Source organism: Nocardia sp. NPDC003345, assembly GCF_053589395.1.
Genome location: NZ_JBSFRU010000001.1, coordinates 55,673 through 74,480, shown reverse-complemented (window position 1 = coordinate 74,480; position 18,808 = coordinate 55,673). Strand labels below are relative to the sequence as shown.

21 protein-coding genes are annotated in these 18,808 nt (G+C 66.5%); 12 read left to right on the top strand and 9 right to left on the bottom strand.

Annotation, left to right across the window (positions count from 1 at the left end; translation table 11 throughout):
- The first annotated feature begins 50 nt into the window (after window positions 1-50).
- The 3 genes from ACWDU1_RS00430 to ACWDU1_RS00420 all read left to right on the top strand — a co-directional run bounded on the left by ACWDU1_RS00430 (window position 51) and on the right by ACWDU1_RS00420 (window position 2,326).
- Window positions 51-1,292: a hypothetical protein gene (locus tag ACWDU1_RS00430; RefSeq protein ID WP_449994481.1), complete on the top strand. Its 1,242-nt coding sequence runs from the start codon at window positions 51-53 to the stop codon at window positions 1,290-1,292.
- Window positions 1,293-1,355: 63 nt separating this feature from the next.
- Entirely contained in the window at window positions 1,356-1,811 is a 456-nt protein-coding gene (locus tag ACWDU1_RS00425) for a hypothetical protein (protein WP_449994480.1), read from the top strand.
- Window positions 1,808-2,326: a DUF3558 family protein gene (locus ACWDU1_RS00420; protein WP_449994478.1), complete on the top strand. Its 519-nt coding sequence runs from the start codon at window positions 1,808-1,810 to the stop codon at window positions 2,324-2,326. The genes ACWDU1_RS00425 and ACWDU1_RS00420 overlap by 4 nt, the downstream gene beginning before the upstream one ends.
- A gap of 70 nt (window positions 2,327-2,396) precedes the next feature.
- Here the strand turns inward: ACWDU1_RS00420 and ACWDU1_RS00415 are convergent, their stop codons facing one another.
- Entirely contained in the window at window positions 2,397-2,927 is a 531-nt protein-coding gene (locus ACWDU1_RS00415) for a hypothetical protein (protein ID WP_449994476.1), read from the bottom strand.
- 240 nt (window positions 2,928-3,167) lie between these two features.
- On the opposite strand from ACWDU1_RS00415, the gene ACWDU1_RS00410 reads away from it, so the two are divergent.
- The 5 genes from ACWDU1_RS00410 to ACWDU1_RS00390 all read left to right on the top strand — a co-directional run bounded on the left by ACWDU1_RS00410 (window position 3,168) and on the right by ACWDU1_RS00390 (window position 7,560).
- Complete coding sequence (locus tag ACWDU1_RS00410) at window positions 3,168-3,650, top strand: RDD family protein (protein ID WP_449994475.1); 483 nt, start codon at window positions 3,168-3,170, stop codon at window positions 3,648-3,650.
- A 342-nt stretch (window positions 3,651-3,992) separates the two neighbouring features.
- Window positions 3,993-5,219 (top strand): hypothetical protein, encoded by a 1,227-nt coding sequence (locus ACWDU1_RS00405; RefSeq protein ID WP_449994473.1) that lies wholly within the window; start codon window positions 3,993-3,995, stop codon window positions 5,217-5,219.
- Window positions 5,216-5,707 carry a hypothetical protein gene (locus ACWDU1_RS00400; RefSeq protein WP_449994471.1) on the top strand — a complete coding sequence of 164 codons (492 nt, stop codon included), beginning with the start codon at window positions 5,216-5,218 and terminating at the stop codon, window positions 5,705-5,707. The genes ACWDU1_RS00405 and ACWDU1_RS00400 overlap by 4 nt, the downstream gene beginning before the upstream one ends.
- Window positions 5,652-6,296, top strand: coding sequence for a DUF3558 family protein (locus tag ACWDU1_RS00395; RefSeq protein ID WP_449994469.1), 645 nt, complete (start codon window positions 5,652-5,654; stop codon window positions 6,294-6,296). The genes ACWDU1_RS00400 and ACWDU1_RS00395 overlap by 56 nt, the downstream gene beginning before the upstream one ends.
- A 397-nt stretch (window positions 6,297-6,693) precedes the next feature.
- Window positions 6,694-7,560: a DUF4352 domain-containing protein gene (locus tag ACWDU1_RS00390; RefSeq protein ID WP_449994467.1), complete on the top strand. Its 867-nt coding sequence runs from the start codon at window positions 6,694-6,696 to the stop codon at window positions 7,558-7,560.
- A 133-nt stretch (window positions 7,561-7,693) separates the two neighbouring features.
- On the opposite strand, the gene ACWDU1_RS00385 is transcribed toward ACWDU1_RS00390, so the two are convergent.
- From ACWDU1_RS00385 to ACWDU1_RS00360, 6 genes are all read right to left on the bottom strand, one after another.
- Window positions 7,694-8,638, bottom strand: a complete 945-nt coding sequence (locus tag ACWDU1_RS00385; protein ID WP_449994465.1) for a DUF3048 domain-containing protein — start codon at window positions 8,636-8,638, stop codon at window positions 7,694-7,696.
- Between the two features lie 108 nt (window positions 8,639-8,746).
- Entirely contained in the window at window positions 8,747-9,541 is a 795-nt protein-coding gene (locus tag ACWDU1_RS00380; protein ID WP_449994464.1) for an SDR family NAD(P)-dependent oxidoreductase, read from the bottom strand.
- 324 nt (window positions 9,542-9,865) lie between these two features.
- Window positions 9,866-10,300, bottom strand: coding sequence for a DUF6188 family protein (locus tag ACWDU1_RS00375; RefSeq protein ID WP_449994462.1), 435 nt, complete (start codon window positions 10,298-10,300; stop codon window positions 9,866-9,868).
- A gap of 10 nt (window positions 10,301-10,310) precedes the next feature.
- Window positions 10,311-11,411: a hypothetical protein gene (locus ACWDU1_RS00370; protein ID WP_449994460.1), complete on the bottom strand. Its 1,101-nt coding sequence runs from the start codon at window positions 11,409-11,411 to the stop codon at window positions 10,311-10,313.
- 188 nt (window positions 11,412-11,599) lie between these two features.
- On the bottom strand, window positions 11,600-11,899 hold the full coding sequence (locus tag ACWDU1_RS00365) for a WXG100 family type VII secretion target (protein ID WP_449994458.1): 300 nt from the start codon (window positions 11,897-11,899) through the stop codon (window positions 11,600-11,602).
- The gene (locus ACWDU1_RS00360; protein ID WP_449994456.1) at window positions 11,896-12,228 is read right to left on the bottom strand and encodes a WXG100 family type VII secretion target; all 333 of its coding nucleotides are present in this window, start codon (window positions 12,226-12,228) and stop codon (window positions 11,896-11,898) included. Before ACWDU1_RS00360 ends, ACWDU1_RS00365 begins: the two co-directional genes overlap by 4 nt.
- Window positions 12,229-12,645: 417 nt before the next feature.
- On the opposite strand from ACWDU1_RS00360, the gene ACWDU1_RS00355 reads away from it, so the two are divergent.
- The 4 genes from ACWDU1_RS00355 (at window position 12,646) to ACWDU1_RS00340 (ending at window position 14,269) form a co-directional block, all read left to right on the top strand.
- The gene (locus ACWDU1_RS00355; protein ID WP_449994455.1) at window positions 12,646-12,867 is read left to right on the top strand and encodes a DUF7336 domain-containing protein; all 222 of its coding nucleotides are present in this window, start codon (window positions 12,646-12,648) and stop codon (window positions 12,865-12,867) included.
- A gap of 2 nt (window positions 12,868-12,869) precedes the next feature.
- Window positions 12,870-13,118: a hypothetical protein gene (locus ACWDU1_RS00350; protein ID WP_449994453.1), complete on the top strand. Its 249-nt coding sequence runs from the start codon at window positions 12,870-12,872 to the stop codon at window positions 13,116-13,118.
- A 16-nt stretch (window positions 13,119-13,134) separates the two neighbouring features.
- A complete protein-coding gene (locus tag ACWDU1_RS00345) occupies window positions 13,135-13,539 on the top strand; it encodes a nitroreductase family deazaflavin-dependent oxidoreductase (RefSeq protein ID WP_449994451.1) in 405 nt (134 codons plus the stop codon).
- A gap of 133 nt (window positions 13,540-13,672) precedes the next feature.
- Window positions 13,673-14,269 carry a hypothetical protein gene (locus tag ACWDU1_RS00340; RefSeq protein WP_449994449.1) on the top strand — a complete coding sequence of 199 codons (597 nt, stop codon included), beginning with the start codon at window positions 13,673-13,675 and terminating at the stop codon, window positions 14,267-14,269.
- A 91-nt stretch (window positions 14,270-14,360) separates the two neighbouring features.
- Here ACWDU1_RS00340 and ACWDU1_RS00335 read toward each other — a convergent pair whose 3' ends face one another.
- Both ACWDU1_RS00335 and ACWDU1_RS00330 read right to left on the bottom strand, forming a co-directional pair.
- Entirely contained in the window at window positions 14,361-17,108 is a 2,748-nt protein-coding gene (locus ACWDU1_RS00335; protein ID WP_449994447.1) for an AAA family ATPase, read from the bottom strand.
- A 444-nt stretch (window positions 17,109-17,552) separates the two neighbouring features.
- Window positions 17,553-18,758, bottom strand: coding sequence for an XdhC family protein (locus tag ACWDU1_RS00330; protein ID WP_449994445.1), 1,206 nt, complete (start codon window positions 18,756-18,758; stop codon window positions 17,553-17,555).
- Window positions 18,759-18,808: the final 50 nt, after the last annotated feature.

The window sequence follows — 18,808 nt, the reverse complement described above, 5'->3', positions numbered from 1 at the left end:
TAGGCTCACCCACCGGAGGAAGATCAAGCGCGTCACCGAAAGTAGCCCCCATGCCCGAAGACCTCGTCGCCGATCCGCAGCACCTGTCGGGGCTGAGCAACGTGGTAGGGGAGATCGCCGATGACGGATACCGGCTCTCGACTCTGGTGCGGGAGCATTGCCGAGTCGGTACGGCCGGTTTCGGGGGCGAGATTTTCCAGGTGCTCCTACAGCCTTTCACCCTGGCGGCCCATGGTACCTCGCGGCGGATGGCCGATATATCCGGTAAGAACCTGTCCACCGGTACCGAACTGAACGCTGCCGCGTGGCTGTATCACGAGCGGGACAAGCAGACCTACGAAGCGCTGAATGCGGCAACCCTGGATATGTATACCGGGCAACCGGTCTCGGTCGACGCGGAGTACGAGAACACTGGTGTGGTCAAGGATTACTTCGCTTCCGTCTGGTATCCGAAAGCCAATACGATAAATGCTGATCCACCGTCCGCGGCGCCTCCGGAACTGGCGGATCTCATCTCCGAGACGACCGGCGTGATCGGCGATGTCAACGATGCCATCAAAGATGTCACCCGCATGGCGGACCAGGAAATCAACCTCATCGAGACGGTGCTCAATCCGATCACGGTGAACTGGAACGAACTCCGCCGAATCGGCGAGACCTACAAGCTCGCCGGCAACGGTATGGAGGCGTCGGGGAAGAATCTCGAGGACGCGGTCACCCGGGTCGGGCCGCACTGGAACGGCCGGGCCGCCATCTCGTTCGAGGACTGGGCGCGCACCCAGATCACCGCGATGAAGTGGGAAGGCCCGACGGGACGTGTGATCTGCGATCTCTTCAACGTGATCTCCGATCGGATCCGCGACTATGTCCGGACTGCCTGCCTGAAGCTCAAGGAAATGATCGTATCGATCGTCGATTTCCGTGATGTCAAAGATCTGTTGAAGTTCGTCGCCAAGAAGATCCCGATAATCGGCACGATCGCCGAAGCCATCGACCTGAGCACGAAGATCTGGAAGGTCGTGGATCTGGTGCTCGATATCAAGCGGGAAATCGAGAAGCTGCGCGACCGTATCACCGAAATGCTGCAATTCATCACCGACCCGATCGGCAAGGGCAAAGAGTGGGTACAGCAGAAGATGGAGCCGATAACCAGCGCGATGGCAGACGCGGCGAAGAAAGCCGCACTCGTCAACGACATCAACTCCATCGCCCACGCGGAGGATACGCTCAACAGGCCGAGAGACTCCTATGAGATCGGCTCGGGACGTCAGCCCTGGGAGGCGGCGCCATGATGCACCACCGGATCCGCCCGGCCGTGATCGATCACCGCGGAACCGCCATCCCGCGAGGCCATCATGTTTGAATCCGACCTCGACCCGCAGATGGAAGCGCTCGCCCGTCGTGTCTTGAACGCCGTCGACGATCTGGAAACGGCAAGGCTGCGCCTTGAGCGCACCGAATTGGCCGACCTCTGGAGTGAACCGATTCCGGTCACCGAGAGCCTTCTGCAGCGTATGGCCGACAGCCCGGCATCCTCGGCCGAACTGAAGGCCTATGCGATGCGGGTCGCCGCCGGTGAGTGCTTATGGTGCGATATCGAGCGTCTGGCCCGGCCGATGCCGCCCGAAGTCCCAGAGCTGAAGTCTCTTCCGGCCTACGAGTGGATCTGGGGAGTTACATCGCCGACGCCGCCTCCCCCGCAGCCACCACCGATGCAGCGGCCGCGGCCCGGCCGCGACGAAGTCGTCGGTCCCAGCGATTGGCCAGATGACCTCGACGAATACCCAGAAGGCAGATCATGGCTGACATGAGCAAGCGTCTCGCCGCAGTGGCGATCAGCAGCGGAATCCTGCTGGCGACAGGTTGCGGAAGCAGCGAGGACACCGGCACCGATCCATGCGATATCCCGGCTGCCGAGCTGAGCGCGGCGGGACTGAACCCGGAATCCGCCCGTCCCGGTACGGACGGGGTCGATTTCCGGGACTGGACAGGCTGCACCTGGAAGGCCGCCGACGAGGAGTGGTTCACCTTCTGGCTCTACTACGGATCCCCCAGCCTGGAAGAGTTCGCCTCCGACCCGCGCTATCAGCACTATCGCGCGATCGGTCCCGCCGATATCGATTCACGCACCGCCACCGAATTCACGGTGAACCTGGACCCCGAACGCCGACGGTTCTGCCATATCGGAATCGAGTTACCCGACGGGATGGCCTTCCTCTGGTCATCGCTGTCGGTGCGGCGGGAGCCCGACGAGGTCAAAGGCGATGGGCTCTGCGCAGCGAATCAGCGGGTTGCTCAGCGGGTGAGCACATACCTCCCGGGATAAGCCCAGTGCCGGGGGATCCGAATGGGTCTCCCGGATCTCGTCCCCTTCCGATCCCGGATCCTGCCCCGGTTCACCAGAAGTCGTTCCAGACAGGGCGTTTGGGCATGTCGATCAGCACGGAATTCTTTCGGATCAGCACCGGCACAGAGGCGCCGGGAGCACAACGTTCGGCAAGTGCCCGCGCTCGCGACCCGAGCAATTCAGGATAGGAATACTCCTTCCGAACGCGACCGTCGACGCCCGTTTCCGGGTGCGTGAACCGGACCTCGACCCGCACTCGCCAGAGGTCGAAGTTGAGTGGACTGTGGCTATGCTTCTGTCCCAGTTCGGACTCGACCACGGTTGCCGTCGTCGCGGTGCCGGTACGCCGCACACGAGCCCGGCGGATGCGCCAGGCCACGGCCAGCACGAGCATCCATGCCGCCAAACCCAGTAGCGCGCTGACCGGGAGAAACAGCGCCAGAGCCAAGGGCGAGCCCGACGACCGGGCGAGGAGAGCACCCGTGTTCAGCGCGCCGATCATGAAAGCGACGGCCGCCAGCGGCAGGCCCAGTGTCCACAGCAGGGATTTCGACCCGGTCGATCGTCCGGTACCGCTCATATCCACTCCTCGACCCGCGCCGGGCCAGGAGATCACCGACGGTTTGTTCCCCACCCGACCGAATGTAGTGCGTTGAGACGGTGAGGTCGCCGGCCGGGCTCGAAGCCGGAGCCATGGCGAAGCCGCTGTCGGCGGAATGCCTCCGCGGCCGGGCCGCTCGTGGATTTCTTCGATCCGGGCTTGCCGCGATCGACCGGGCCGAACGTATACTCTGCGATCCGACGGGCAGGGAGGCAACGCATGGAAATCGGGGATCTCGGGGCAGGGACCGAAGAGGTCCGGGGACGTGAGCCGGACGAAGCCGGGGAAGGTCCGGATGCCTCCGACCGACCTGGCACGCGGATATCCGGCAGCGAACTCATGACCGCCCAGTGGTCGCCCCGCCATGAGGCAGCGCACGTGCCCTTCGGATTGTTCGCTGCCGCCTTCGCCATCGATATCGCGCTGCACGTCGCTGCCGGAGTGGTGGCCTGGTATGTCCTGTGGCAATCGCCCGACCCCGCCGTCTCCCCGATCATCATGGGCGTGATCGCCGGAATCGGCGCCTCGTTCGCGCATCGCACGCTGGCGCAACGGGCCTTCAGAACAACGGTCGGCAAGGCGATATTCGGCCTGCAACTACGGAGGGCCGACGGCACGTACCCCGGCTTGTCGAGCCTGGTGAAGCAGTGGCTCATCGGAGCCCTGGCGACGGTCGGAGCGCCGCTTCGACTCCTGAGCTGACCAGGTCGAATGTACCTGCCGGGTGGACTATCCGGTCGCCGGGACCGACCGAGCGGTCGCCGCCCTGCCGGGCTACCGCCTGCCGAGGAATCCGGTGGCGATGAGCCGAATCTGCTATGTTCGAATTCGTCTACGCGCCAGGGCCACCGGGGGGATCGATCAAGAGTGAGCAGTAACAAGCCTGCGCTATCAATGTTCGGCTGCGTCTGTCCGGCCGGTACGCGAAGCACTCGGACCAGATGAGCGTAGACCCGGCGGAATCCCGGAACTAGGTCGAGACGAACCATCGGCACCTCCCGCCCGACCAGGTGACAGCCGGGGTATCGAGCAAAGGAAAGTGATTTGACCGATACAGTAAGAGCGGAACCGACCGAGATCGCGGGTATGTCGGCGCTCATGGGCACCATCGGAAACGATCTTCGTAGCGCGTCCGCCTACGTGCAGACCCATGCCGGACCTTCTGACAAGGCGATGGGAGAGATCCTCGCCGATCTGGTACCCAAGTGCGCGGAATTGCGAGATGTCACCGTGAAGAGATTCTCGGATTTCGGTGCCATTACCACTGTCTCCGGGACCAATCTCAATCGTGCGGCATGGATGTACCACGATCAGGACCAACGGAATTATGCCGCACTGAATCAGGCAACAACCGAGTACCCGACCACCGCCCCGGCGGCGGCCGGCGCGCCGGAGCAGGGTGTGACCGCACCCTATGCGAATCCGGTCGACTACTCCGCCCCCACAGCGATCACACTCGGTCCTCCCGACACCACCGAGGAAGACCTGGTTCGTGTGATCGAGCAAAAAACGGGCTGGCTGGGGGACTTCAATGAGGGGATCCGGCAGGCAACCAAGAACGAGTGGAGCCCCCTCAATCAGCTTTTCGAGCCGCTGAGTGGCAACTGGAACGAGCTGAAACGCATCGGAGCGGCCTACCGTATCGCCGGCGCAGCGCTCGAGGACAGCTCCAAGAATCTCTCCTGGGGCGTGAACAAGCTCAGCCCACACTGGGACGGCAAAGCCGCCATCGCCTTCGAAGACCACAGCCGAAGGCTTGTCCCTGCCCTGGAGTGGTGGGGGCCGGTCGGCCGCACCGTCGACTTCGTCATGGTCACCTTGATCCAAGGAGTCACCGATGCGTGCATGGCCATCGCGAACAAGCTCAAATCCATGCTCGAGGCCGAGGTCGACATGTCGGACGGAAAGAGCGTGGCGAAAGTGCTGGCCAAAAAGATCCCGATTGTCGGAACGATCTACCAGGTCGGCAGCTTGGCCAATATTGTATTGAGTGTGTGGAACACGATCAAACCAATTCTCGAGAAAATCAAGAATATGGTCGCGTCGGCCAAGAATCTGATTTCCGGCATCACTGGAAGCAAGAGCGGTGAACCCGGTAAGTTCGCGCAGTTGAACGAGAACTTGTCGCCACTGACGCAGACGGTCCTCAATACCGAGAAGGCCGCGATCGTCAGTTCCGATGTGGCGCGTATCGCCGCGGGTGCCGAGTCACAGAACACCGCACCCCAGCAGGCTTACAGCGTCGGATCCAATCCGTGGGAAAATGGATGATCGACCCGAACCTGGATCCCGAAGTCGAAGCCGAACTACGTTCGTTCCTTGCCTCATCCGCCGATTTGTCCACCGCGACGAGGCAACTGGAGAACTTGTCGCTCAGCGATATTGTGCAGCCGGTACAGGTCGACGAGCATCTGATGAATTCACTGGCCGCAGAACCGGACGCCTCTCCCCGGCTGCGTGAGTACGCCGCTCAGGTAGCCGCCGGGCGTTGCGCCTGGTCGGACATCGAGGCACGCCTGGCTCCGGGATTACCTCCTGAGGTCGTGGCTTTGAAATCAGCACCGGGCTATGCCTGGCCCTGGGGTACGAAGGAGCCGGATCCGCCGCCCACGCCGGCATTCGATCCGGCGATGACCCGCCCGATACCGCCGCCACAGGCCCCATCCGTTCGACCGAGGCGTGAACCCGACGTAGTCGGTCCGAGTGACTGGCCGGACGAATTCGACGACTATCCCACGCAAAGGAACTGGCTTGTCTGATATCTCCGTTCGGTACCACCGGTTCGTGGCTCCGGCTGTCTTCGTGGCCGTCCTTGCCGTGACGGGATGCTCCGGCCCGGGAGAAGACACCGAACCGGCTTCGGTAACGAGCACGGCGACACCGACCGCTCCGGCCGGTGCACCCACTCCCAACGTGAGTCCGATCTCCGGTTTCGACGCGTGCGCCGTGGTGACGCCGGAGGAGGTCGCGACCGCGCTCGGCAGGCAGGATCTGGTACCGGAACGCACGACCGACGAGAATGACGGCGCGGTCGTCGCGGAGTCGTGTAATTGGGGTTCGGAGGAGGAAGGGTTCTTCTCCATCGGCTGGATGCAGGGTCCGATCCCGGCCTGGGGCGAGGACGAACAATCCCGGGCGTTCACCGAGGCGCTCGGCGGTCAGATCACGCTCAATCAGTGGGGCGGAAACGGTTGCACCGCCTACACCCCGGGAAGGGGTACCAACCTCGGCGTCAATATCGTTCCATCCGAACAATATTTGGCGGAAGAACCGCCGGTTCCCGGCAACGATGTCTGCGACCGGAACAAAGCGACCATCATCGCCGCGTTCGATCGAGCATTGGCGTAGGCGAATCCGTCATCCCGGGCCGCTTTCTCCAGCCCTGTTCCCGGCTTCTCGTGCCTCTCGCCGCGGTGGCGGGCCTCGGGCAGGGGTTGTCACTACCCTCGCCGATGCCCGTCACCACCTGACCTTCGCTACGAGATACCCGGCAAGCGTGGCTAAGAGCCGGCCGTAGAAGGCGATGCCGAAGCGCCGTACACGGGCGGGTCCGGCACAGCAAATCTCGGGCAGCGGCCACCCTCACCTGCGCTCGGCCATACAACAATCGAGGCCGCCGCCCCAGAGACGCGACCTCGAAGCCGCGGGCCTGTAACGCTCTTCACCCCTCCGGCTATTAGCCAGTGCACATTCGGGTCTCGCCGACCGAAACCACAGGCCACTACACAACCCGAGGTACGCGACTATGACCACAACTCCGCCCTATCCACCCGCACCGATGCCTCCGCCGTCGCCCGCGAGCCCCTACCCGGGCCGGCCCCCGGCACCGGAGAAGCGGAAGAACACAGTGGGGCTCATAGCGATCATCGTGGCCGTTGTCGGCTTCGTCTTCGCCTGCATCCCCGGAGCCCTGATCGTCGGCTGGATACTTCTGCCGATCGCATTCATTCTCGGCATCGTCGGCGTGTGCCAGGCGGGAAAGACCAAGGGCACCAGCGTCGCCGCGACCATCGTCGCGGTTGTCGGCACCGTGGTCGGATTCATCGTCTTCCTCGCCGTTGTCTCCGATGCGGTCGACGAGTCCTTCGACGACGCGTTCGGCGGTGGCGACGTATCCGTCGCGACCCCGGCTGCCCCCGGCCCGGCCGGCGACTCCGAAAACGGCGAGGCCGCATCGACGGACCAGGGCACCCGCACGAACCCGTATCCGCTGGGGTCGGTGATCACCGACGGCGACTGGCAGGTGACCGTCAACAGCGTCACAGCCGATGCGAACGACGCTGTCGCCACGGAGAACTCGTTCAACGATCCGGCGCCGGCGGGGTCGCAGTACCTTCTCGCGAACGTCACCGTCACCTATACCGGCACCAACCCCCAGGGCGAAACGCCCTTCGCGACGATCAGCTATGTGACCGCGGACGGGAACACCGTGAATTCCTACGACAGCATGACCGTCGCTCCCGATGCCCTCGACACCCTCAGCCCGCTGTTCCAGGGAGCGTCGACCACCGGCAATCTGGTCTTCACAGTGCCGGCTGCTTCGGCGACGCAGGGCACTCTCGCCGTCGAAGCCACCATGTTCGCCGACAAGGTTTTCGTCGCCGTCGGCTGACAACTATCAGTCCGCCGGACCAGCGAAAGGCGCCTCCGCCGGCCCCACCGGCCGGAGGCCCACCGCGGGCTCACCCCGATCCGCACGGAGGCCTCGACGGCCGGACCGGTTGGAGGTGGAGGCCCTCTCCCGGTTACCAGAGGTGCGCTGGAACCAGGACCGTCCAGACCTGCCCCGGCGCGAAGGCGATGGCTGTACCGGTAGGGGTTGTATACGTTGTGCCCGACTCCGGGGAAGGCCGGGACCACACAGCCGGAAACGCTCGACCGTCGCGCAGTACGACCGCGTCGCCGCTACCGGTCGTCTGGACCAGGGGTGAGACGCTGCCCGCGACATCGCTGACGGCCGAATCGCTTACCTGCACACTCTGCAGCACGACCGTACTCGCCATGGCCTGTCCGGTATCGGCGACGGTATAGGCGGCACCGTCCATGGACACCAGCCACCGCTGGCTCTCCGGTGACCAGCCGAAACCGAACACCGCGTCCTGATACCGCGCTTCCTCGTACTGTGTGGGCCGGCCACCGGCGGGCGTGGGACCGAAGGGCAGTTGCGTAGCCTGCGGCCAGCCGCCGCCTTCGGGCAGCTGATCCGACTGCACGAACAGGTTGTGCGGAGCGGCGCGGTCGTAGTCGCGGAAGTACGCCGCGGGTTGCCGCTCGGCCGAGGCGTTCTGGAGCGGCGACCGGTCGACGGAGGCAGTCAGCTCGGGTGCGGCACCGGAGGACGCCAATGTCGGGTTGCCGAACTGGTCCAGCAGCGTCAGATCCGTCTCCCGCGCGCTGCGGACAGGTCCGATCACCGGCGGTTTATCGGCCGAGAACACCGCGGCCAACCGGCTCAAACCACCCTCGACCGGCTCGACGTAGACCACATCGGCGGCTGCCAGCCCGACCGGTGGCCGTGCCTGCGGACTGTTGTCCACTTTCGCGACCAGCACGGGCACCCCCGCCCGGGAGGGTGTATCCGGGCCGGGTGCAGCGCGCTCGGGTAGGGTGCCGCTACTGCACGCGAGTACCGCGCACATCCCCAGTGTCGTCAGGAACGCCGCAATCCACAACCACCATCGCCGCTGCATAGGGGTAACTTCCGAACGCACCCGAGTCTACGCCGCACGCTCCCGTGGCAGGCGTAGGGCCGATACGGTCCTGCGACAGTGCGAGCCGTGCACGCTCGGAGGACGTTCTCAGCGGAGATGACGGAGACCTTCGGCCATCTGATCACCCCACGCGACGATCTCCTTCCTCCGTCCGAGACGTGCTGTGAGCTGTGGCGCCACACCCGCGAACTTGGCCATGACGCGGGCCGGGAACTCCGCGGCGTCGACTTCGCCCCGGTCGCGCTCGATCGCTGTGATCGCGGCACGCGCGACAGCGTCGGAGGAGACACCTTTCGAGCCCGGCGCCAGCGGGAGGTGCGCACCGGCCACGAAGCCCACATCCCGGACAGATCCGGGAAAGACCACCGACGCACTCACCCCCGATCCGTGGAGATCCTGGCGAAGCGCCGCACAGAACCCGCGCAGACCGTATTTGGTGGCCGCGTAGATGGAGGTTCGGGCCATCGTGAGCTTGCCGCCGATCGACGAGACATAAACGAAATGTCCACGCCCGCGGTCCAGCATCCCCGGCAGCAGTTGCCGGGTCATCAGCATGGGTGCCCGCAAGTTCACGTCGAGAGCGCGGTCGAGTTGTCCGGCTGTGAAGTCTTCGACTTTCCCGGTGGCCGGGAGCGCCGCGTTGGAAACCACGATGTCGGCGTCGGCCGAGCGGGCGGTGAGATCGGCGAGCTGCGCTCGATCGGCCAGGTCACAGACGATGATCTCGGCACCGTTCAACCGTGACGCCACAGATTCGAGGGCATCCCTGCGCCTACCGGTCAGGACAAGGTGAGCGCCTCGCGCGTGCAGGGCCCGGGCGATCGCACCACCGAGCCCTCCGGAAGCGCCCGTGATCACCACTTTCGAACCGCTGATCTCCATCCGGTCTCCTCGGTGATCGCGACCTTTCCCAGCCGGGCCGTCGGGTTTCGAACGATGGATGGCCGAGACGACCACTGAGCGCAGAACTCGTCCCTCGGGTCCGCCGGGAGAATCGGCGAGTGCCGCCGTGGGGCCTGCGCCGACGCGGAGCCCACCGGCCTGGCCGGAAGGTGCGCCGATGTCCACACCCTACCGCGCCCGAGCGCGGCGGAGGATGCCGCTTATTGCGCACGCTCGGCTGTTCGGCGTCGATCGCATCTCACCGGATTGCGGTCGGATAACACAACGATGAGGTGACAGGCGGAACCTCGGGCCGAGGGCTCGTCACTGCCGATCTTCGTTCATGTCACGCACCAGGTAGCCGAGCGTTGACGACAGACCGCTGCTGCGGGTCCACAACGGGATTGTCCCGTCGATGATGGAGGTCCCGACGCCGCCTCGGTCGGCGGCAACAACCAGCTTCCATCCGCTGCGAAAGACAATGCGCAGAGCACCGGTCTTTCCGACCACGCACGACAGGATCTCACTTGCGAGAGCTTGCCGGACAAGTTCGAAGTCCATGTCTTCCAATGGCCGCAACTGTCCGTCCTTGCGAGCGATCGATCCGCGGGTCAGTTCAGCGTCCATTCCCACGCGGATTTCGATCCCCGAATCCACTCGAAGTGTGAGGTCGCCACCCCTCACCGCAATATCGATTACATGACTCCCGCGCAGCGGCAGTACCCATCGATCCTCGTACTCTCGAATGACTTTGCTCATGAGAAGGTCCTCACTCCGGCTCTTCGTGGTCGAAGATGTTCCCGATGCTGTCCTCCGATGCCACGCCTCCGGGGAGTTTTACGTAGACCTCGCCGGTGGCGGTGTCGACGACAACATCCGGATTTCGATTCTTGCCGTCGCCCCTGAACGCCGCTTCGCCCTTCACTGCATGGATGGCCTCTCTGACCTGCTCCGGCGTCAGACCGGTTGCCCTAGCGATTTTTCCGACGCTCGTGGTCATACTGCTCGTCGTGAAGGCTTCGCTCGGACCGGTGGACCCGTTTACGTCGTCGACCGAGTAGTCGTCCAGACGTGCGCGAGTGACGATGATCGAGGCGAGACCGGTAGTGATCTGGTTGAGGTCCGGCACTTTGTCGAAGGCGACGACGGCTGTGGCCGTAGCTGCGAGTCCCAGGATGCTCCAGAGTCTGCTGGCCCGGTATATGCGGCTGATGGTCACGGCGGTGTCGCCGGCGAGTGCGATGACGCCGCCGGTGCCTGCTGCCACGCTGCCGCCGACAGTAAGCCAAGAAAAGGCGATCGCGGCGCCGATGACGATTCCCGACTCGATGAGGAACGCCGTGGTCTCGCTGCTGATAAGTGCACTGGTCTCGGCGGTGTTCGTACGGTATTCACCTATGGGAGCGGCCATGACTTGTGCGGCCCCGGCGAGTTGTTCGGCGGCGGTCCGCATCGTAGCGAAGTCATTGGCTACGCCTTGCTGAGTCACGGGCTCGTCGATGCCGGTGAGCAGATCGGCGATCGCGGAGATACGAGCAGGGGCACCGGCGACGGTTTCGTCGCTGCCGAAGGACTTCCACACGGTTTCAGCGGAGGCGAGTTTATCCAGGTCACCGTTGGGGAGTTTGCCGAATTCGGCTTTTATCTTGTTGAGGAGGCCGTCGAAGAATTCCGGAACTCCGCCGTCGTGTTCCAGCCCGTTGCCGTTGTCGGCGACCGAGGTCGGGATCTGTACGGCGTGCACGGTTACGTCGGCGATTTGGGGGCGGTCAGGGTTGCTCTTGTTGGCGAGGCCGTGGTTGTAGCCGGTGGCGTAGAGCAGGTAGCCGAAGTTGGTGAGTGCGTCGGCGAGGTTCGTGCAGGTCTGCATGATCGCGTGTGCGCGCTGGTCGTAGGTCTCACCCCACGTTCTGCAACCGGGGCATCGCCGGCCATACCGGCGCAGTCGCCTTTGATCGCGTCGTGGACGGGTTTGTCTGCGGCGCGGAGTTCGCCGGCGAGGTCATGGCATTTCTTGGCGGCGTCGTAGTAGGTCTGCCAGTTCACGTACACGGCGTGTCACCTGTTGCCGAACATGGTGCGGTTCAGCTCGATCGCGCGGGTGTAGCGGTCGTGGGCTGCGCGGGCGGCGTCGCTGATATCGGCGAGGCCAGTGCCGAACTCGCGAGCGCCGACGGCCCAGAGCCGGTGCGCGTCACGGTAAGCGTTCGCGGCCAGGGTTTCCCAGCTGCCGTCGAGCGTGGCGATCTTGTCATCGATGAGGTCGAGCTGTTCGGTGAGGTAGCCGGCAAGGTTCGAGAGCCGCAGGATCAGCTGATCGAGGCGTTCGAGGTCGACCGTGAATTCGGGATTGTTCACAGGTTCAAGCTCGGGAACTGCTGGGAGGTGTTGTCGTCGGTGGCCTCGTATGCACCGGCCTGGACGCCGAGCTGGGCGGCCATACCTTCCAGTGCCTGGAGGATCTTGATGCCACCGTCGCGGAGTTCGGCCCAGCCGCCGCTGAACTCATCGGAGGCGTCGCCGCGCCAGCCGTCGCCGAGCAGGGCGTCAACTTCGCCGCTGGCTGAGTCCAGACCCGAGCGCACATTGCGCGCGATATCGGCAACGAACTGTCCCACCGCGCGAACGTCGTCGGGAATCACCGTGATATCAGTGGGCAGGCTCGGATTTCCCCCAGAATCGACCACGACGGAAAGATTACCAGCGGCGCTGCCTGCTGCGGGAGGAACGATCTGGGCTGTACGACGTCGTCCACCATCCGGCTCCGGCGCCCCCGCAACCCACGACATCCTCGAGCGCGTCGCTGGCCGGCGCCACCTCCATCACCCGGCGGCCTGCAAACACACCGATCCCATCCGCGGGTGTGTACGCGCCATCCACCTGATGGCCGATCACACGAAACACCGCTGTCCGCCGGTTCCGGCCGGCAGCCCAGGACATCGAGGCCCAAAGATGACCGGTGACACGAGGGCACGAGACTCGGCGCCGGTCCGGGAATCGGGAGAGCACCGGGCGGCCCGACGCCGAAATGCAGCAAGATCAAGAAATATGACGATCGCGCATGGCAGAGCCCAGCTGAATACGACTCTTCACGGAGGCCACTGATGTCGGATATCTACATACTGGACCACTGGTACGAGACCGACGACGGTACCGAAGTGGTCAGAACGATTGGAATGTACTCGACGGAGGCGAGGGCCGAGCAGGCAGTGGAGCACGCGAAGCGCCTGCCGGGTTTTCGTAATCGCCCCGATTACTTCCATATCGAGAGGCATACGATCGGGCGCGACCATTGGACCGAAGGTTTCTTCACGGCGGGTGCATGAGCATGGACAATCCAGAGGAATCGGTCTTCTTGGTCGAGCACGTCTACCGCGACCATGCGGTGGTGGAGGTGAAACGCATCGGGGTGTACGCGTCGGCAGAGGAAGCACGATCCGCTGTGACCCGGCTCCGTATTCGTCCCGGCTTCTCCGACCACCCCGATGAGTTCGTGGTCCGCGACTACGTGGTCGACCGGGACTACTGGACGAATGGGTATGACGACGGCGACCAAGACAGACGGACAGCAGAATAGACGGCAGGAGTCAGCGATGCCCGCACCGCGATGGGTCGCCCGCGCCAACCGCAGCGGGCTCAACAAGGTCACCCGGTTCGTCGCGCCCTGGGCTCCGGGGTGGGCGGTCGTCGTGCATCGCGGGCGGAAGTCGGGCCGGGTCTTCCGTACGCCGCTGTGGGCGTTTCGCCGGGACAACGGTTTCGTGATCGCCCTGACCTACGGGACCGAATCGGATTGGGTGAAGAACGTGCTCGCCGCCGGCGGCTGTGAACTGGAGACGCGAGGGCGGCGCTATCTCATCGGTTCGCCGCAGCTCTACCGGGATGAGTCGGCCCGGGGGATGCCGCTGTTCATCCGGTTCATGCTGCGCCGGGTCATCAATGCTCCGGACTTCCTCGGTGTCGAGATCGTCCGGGAGCTCGAGAAGCCGGCTTCCTAGGACGGCAGTTCGTCCGGCGCGACCTACCCCGCGAAGTTATGCCGGGATTCCGGAATTGGTTGCAGCCCGGTGTCATACACTCCACCCGTACCGCAGGGAGCCAATTTCGGAATATGGATGGGGTGGGTGGGGAATGTCCGTTCGGCGGATTGCGCTGCTGTCGTTTGTCGTCGGTTCATCGGTGGCACTGGTGGCATGTGGAGGAGTGCAGGCCAGCACGACTCCGATCGGTGAGACGAGTGATTTCGACGCGATCTGTACCGGTGGTGAGTTCCTGGGCCCGAAGCGGACGTCCTTCCCCGACGCGGCGGCCTACGAGGGTGGCCGGAATCCACTGGTGATCATCGAGAACGCGAGTGTCGGACACCCGTCGTCATCAAATAGTTGGACCGGGTTCTCCTCGAGCGATGCGGAGCTGGAACCCATCGGCGACCCGAAGCAGGTGCAACTGGTCGCCTGCGCTGAACACGGGGAAGACCACGAGAGTGTCGGGACCTGCGCCTTCGATGAGGGCGAGACGGCGAAGGTCTTACGCTCCAGCGCGAAGGTGACGATTTTCGAAGCTCGATCGGCCGAGCAGGTAGCCGAGGTGACCGTCGACGCCGCCCACTACACCTGCCCCTCCATCATGTGGTTCAAGGGTGAACCCACGGTATACACCTCGCCGACGTTGCAGGAGTACCGCACGGCGCTGGAGCGGGCCGTACCCGGTATCGACATTGTCAGGTAGCCCCGGAAGGTACAGCGGCAGGGCGCCGGACGCTCGGTTCCAACCAACCGAATTGCGCGCCTGGAGAATTCGACGACTGGCCACGCGGATATCACGAGGGTGAGACGAGAAGCTCGCGGCGGGACTTGATTCCGAGCTTCGCGAATATCTTGCGGAGGTGCCATTCGACCGTGCGAGGGCTGATGAACAACCGCGCCCCGATCTCCGGATTGGTGAGACCTTCCCGCACCAGCCGCACCACCTGGGTTTCCTGGGCGGTGAGTTCGTTTCCGTTGTCCGCGATCGGTTTTCGGATGTTCTCGCCGGTGGCGGCGAGTTCGCGGGCGGCCCGCTGCGCGAATCCTCCCATTCCCATGGTGGTGAACAGGTCGTGGGCGGTGTGGAGGTGTTCGCGGGCGATATGGCCGCGGCGTTCGCGGCGTAGCCATTCGCCGTAGACCAGGTGGGCGCGGGCCAGTTCGCCGCGCAGGCTGGTGCGGGAGAGGCTGTCGATCGCTTGCAGGTAGCGGGTTTCGGCGGCGGTGCCGGTGGCGAGCAGGGCGTGGGAGCGGGCTTCGATACCGGTGGCCCAGTCGGTGCCGGCGGGGGTGGTGACCTCGGTGAGGCGGGTGAGGGCCGCGCGTGCTTCGTCGGTGGCGCCGGTGCGGGCGGCCGCTTCGATGTATTCGACGAGCGACCAGATGGGGATGCCCACCTCCAGCTGGACGTATTCCCTGTTGGCCCGCTGGGCCGCTTCGGCGGCTTCGTCGTAGCGGCCGAAGCTGTTGTAGAGCAGGGCGCGCGCCCAGCTGCCGACCACGGGGCCGACGCCTTCGCCGCGGCGCAGCGCGCCTTCGTCGGCCCGGCGGCCGAGGTCGAGGCATTCGGTTTCGTGGCCGCGCCAGGCGGCGACGAGGAGGTCGGCGTAGAGGGGGGCGGGGATGCCGACGGCTTCGGAGACGGTGCGGATCTCGGCGGCGGCGGTTTCGCCGTCGGCGAGGTCGCCTTCGGTGACGTGGACCAGGCAGCGGACGGTGAGGGCGAGGGGTAGTGCGGAGGCGAGGCCGGATCGGCGCACCAGGTCGAGGTTGCGGATGCTCAGGGCGGAGAGGGTGTCGTGGTCCCACAGGCCGGCGGCGGTCGCGGCGGTAAGCCACAGCCGGCGCAACGCCTCCTCGGGCTGGAGTTCGGGACGGCGGTAGGCGCCGAGGGCGGTCCGCAGGGCGGGAACGGCGGCGCTGTGGCCGTCGAGGATGCGGGTGGCCCAGCCGTCGAGCAGCAGATCGGACGGGCGCGGCGGATGCGGGGCGGGGGTGTCACGGGCGGCGCGGGCGGCGTCGTTCTGGCCGCGGTCGTAGGACTGGGGGCCGGCGAAGATCGCGGCGTCGATGACCTCCAGATAGGTTTCCCGGGCGTGGGCGGGATCGTGGGGCGCGAGCCGGCTCGCGGCGTCGAGCAGCAGGGCGGGAGCGGCGCTGCCGCGGTTGGTGGTGAAGGCGATACGGGCGCGTACCAGGTCGGCTTCGGCGCGCAGGCGGTCGTCGTCGAGTCCGGCCTCGGCGAGGGAGAGCAGTTTCAGCGCGGTATCGGGGTCGCCCGCCTCGTGGGTCGCCTGGGCGGCGGCGAGGGCGCGGGTGCGGCGGCGGTCGGTATCGGGGGTCAGTTCGACGGCGCGGGCCAGGAAGGCGGCGGCCGCGGCGACACCGCCGCGGATGCGGGAGCGCAGGGCGGAGCGCTCGAGTTCGGCGGCGACGGCTTCGCCGGGGTTGGACGCGCCGTAGGCGGCATGCCAGGCATGGCGGTCGGGGTCGGCGGCCGGATCGGTGGCGGCGGCGAGCGCGCGGTGGGCGCTGCGGCGGTCGTCGGGTGAGGCGGCCCAGTAGACGGCGGAGCGGGCGATGGGGTGGGTGAACCGGACCCGGTCGCCGAACTCCACCAGACCTGCCGCGACAGCGGGGGCGGCGGCGTCGATATCGACGCCGGACCGTTCGGCGGCGAGCCACAGCAGTGCGGGTTCACCGGTCGGGTCGGCGGCCGCGACCAGGAGGAAGTGCTGGGTTTCGGGCGGGAGATCGGCGGTCCGGCGCAGGTAGGCGTCGCGCAGGCGCGCCTTGATCGCGGGGGCGGCGGGGAGGCCGAAACCGCCGGCCAGTTCGCCGAGGGTCGAGGTCTTGGGCAGTTCGCGCAGCGCGAGCGGGTTGCCGCGGGTCTCGGCGACGATCCGGTCGAGGACGTGATCGTCGACCGGGCCCGGGATGGTGGCGCGCAGCAGGGCGCGCGCGTCGGGGTCGGCGAGGCCTTCGAGACGCAGTTCGGGCAGGCCGAGGGGTTCCGCGGGTTCGGCGACCGCGTCGTCCTGCGCCCGGACCGCGAACACCAGGGCCACCGATTCGGCGCCGAGCCGCCGGGCGGTGAACGCCAGGGTCTGCAGCGAGGCGCGGTCGAGCCACTGGGCGTCGTCGACCACACAGAGCAGCGGTTGCTCGCGCGCGACCTCCGACAGCAGGCCGAGCACTCCGAGGGCGACCAGGAAACTGTCCGGGGCGTGCCCGCTGCCCAGCCCGAGTGCGGCGCCGACGGCGTCGCGCTGGGCGCCGGGCAGCTCACCGAGCCGGTCGGTCATGGGCAGGCACAGCTGGTGCAGGCCGGCGAAGGCCAGTTCCATTTCGGACTGGATACTCGTCACCCGCGCCACCCGGAACCCGCGCGCGTGCTCGACCAGGTAGTCGAGCAGCCGGGTTTTGCCGACACCGGGTTCGCCCCGGATCACGAGGGCGCGGCTCTCGCCGGCGCGCACCGCGCGCAGCAGTTCGTCGAGCTGTTCGCATTCGCGGTCTCGTCCCGGAACACGCGGCTGCATGGTGCTCCCGTCGGTCTGTCGAACGGACTCGGAACGGCTCCCGTACGGGGAGCGCGCCTGACGCATATCGGAAGAGCTGCCGGTACCGGCGAGGCCGGATGGGGACGGGCCGGCTCGGCCGCGCCCCGGATCTCAGGGGCCTCCGGAGCCTGTTAGGGGTCCGGTGGCCGACGATCCGCCGCCGACGGCGTCCGAGGCCGCACCCACGACCGGGGCGCACCGGAACCGGGCCGGATTGTTCCCCGATGGTGCCGGGCAGCGACGACCAGCACTGTTGTCGGCATGGATTCAGGGTAACCGGCCCGGCGGGGGTCGGCTCGTCTTGCGGGCAGGACCGGGCGGCGGACCGGACCCCGAGGGGGCTTTCGAACTGCCTATCGGCTCACGGATGGATCGGCGCCGGACAGGAGCGGAACCGGTGCCGGCACCGGACGCCCTCGACTGTCACGACCGCGCCGGACAGCGGTCGGCTCCCCGCTCCCCTCCCGGCCGCCGGTCGGCTTCGTCCGGATGACCGGTGCCCGCCAGTGCGACGTCGGTGAACTGCGGCGGCGCGTCGTGGTGGATGCGGGTGTGGGTCGAGGCCAGCGGTAGCCCGGTCCCGCCGTGCCGTTCGGCGACGAACTCGGCCGCGATGGCGAGCGCGGTTTCCTCGGGCGTCCGGCCGCCGAGGTCCAGGCCGGTCGGTGCGCGCAGGCGGGTCAGTTCCGCGGCGGTGATGCCCGCCGCCCGCAACCGGTCGATCCGCTCGGTCTGCGTCCGCCGCGAACCCATCACCCCCACATAGGCGACCGGGAGCCTCAGTGCGCGGGTGAGCAGTGGGATATCGAATTCGGGGTCGTGGGTCAGGACGCACAGGACGGTCCGGTCGTCGACCGCTGCGGTCTCGAGGTAGCGGTGCGGCCGGTCGGCGACCACCTCGTCGGCGTCCGGGAACCGCGCGGGGGTCGCGAACACCGGTCGCGCATCGCAGACGGTGACGTGGTAGCCGAGGAACTTCCCGAGCCGCGCCAGGGCGGCGGCCACCTCGATCGCCCCGAACACGATGAGGCGCGGGGGCGGGGCGCTCGATTCGATCAGCAGGGTGAGCCGCCCGCGCGTCGCGTCGCCGGTCGTCACCCGCTCGGTACGCGCCGCGGCCAATGCGGCGCGGGCCCGCGCCGCCACAGCGTGGATATCCCGGTCCGGCCCCGGCAGGGTGGTCTCGAACGCACCGTCGGCTCCGGCGACCAGCGTATGCCCCGTCGTGTCCGCGGGGCCGTCCACCACCAGGGCCAGCGCCACCGGTTCGCCGGCGCGGACGGCGGCCACGGCGGTTCGCAGCGGACCCGGCGCGGCGGCCCGGACCGGGGTGACCAGGACATCGATGACACCGCCGCAGGTAAGTCCGGTGGCGAAGAGGTCGTCGCCGGTGGGTCCGAAGCGCGCGGAAACGGTGTGACCGTCGGTCAGCGCCTGCCGGCACAGTTCGTACACCGTGGCCTCGACACAGCCGCCGGAGATCGATCCCACGACCGTCCCGGTGTCGTCCACGGCGAGCGCGGCACCGGGATCCCGAGGCGTACTACCGCGCACCGCGACCACGGTCGCCACCGCGAAATCCCGGCCGGTCTCGAACCAGTGGTTCAGTTCCCGGGCGAGTCCGAGCATCGCCACCTCCCACCGCCGCGCGACCGGCCGGACTTCCGCCGCGACACCAC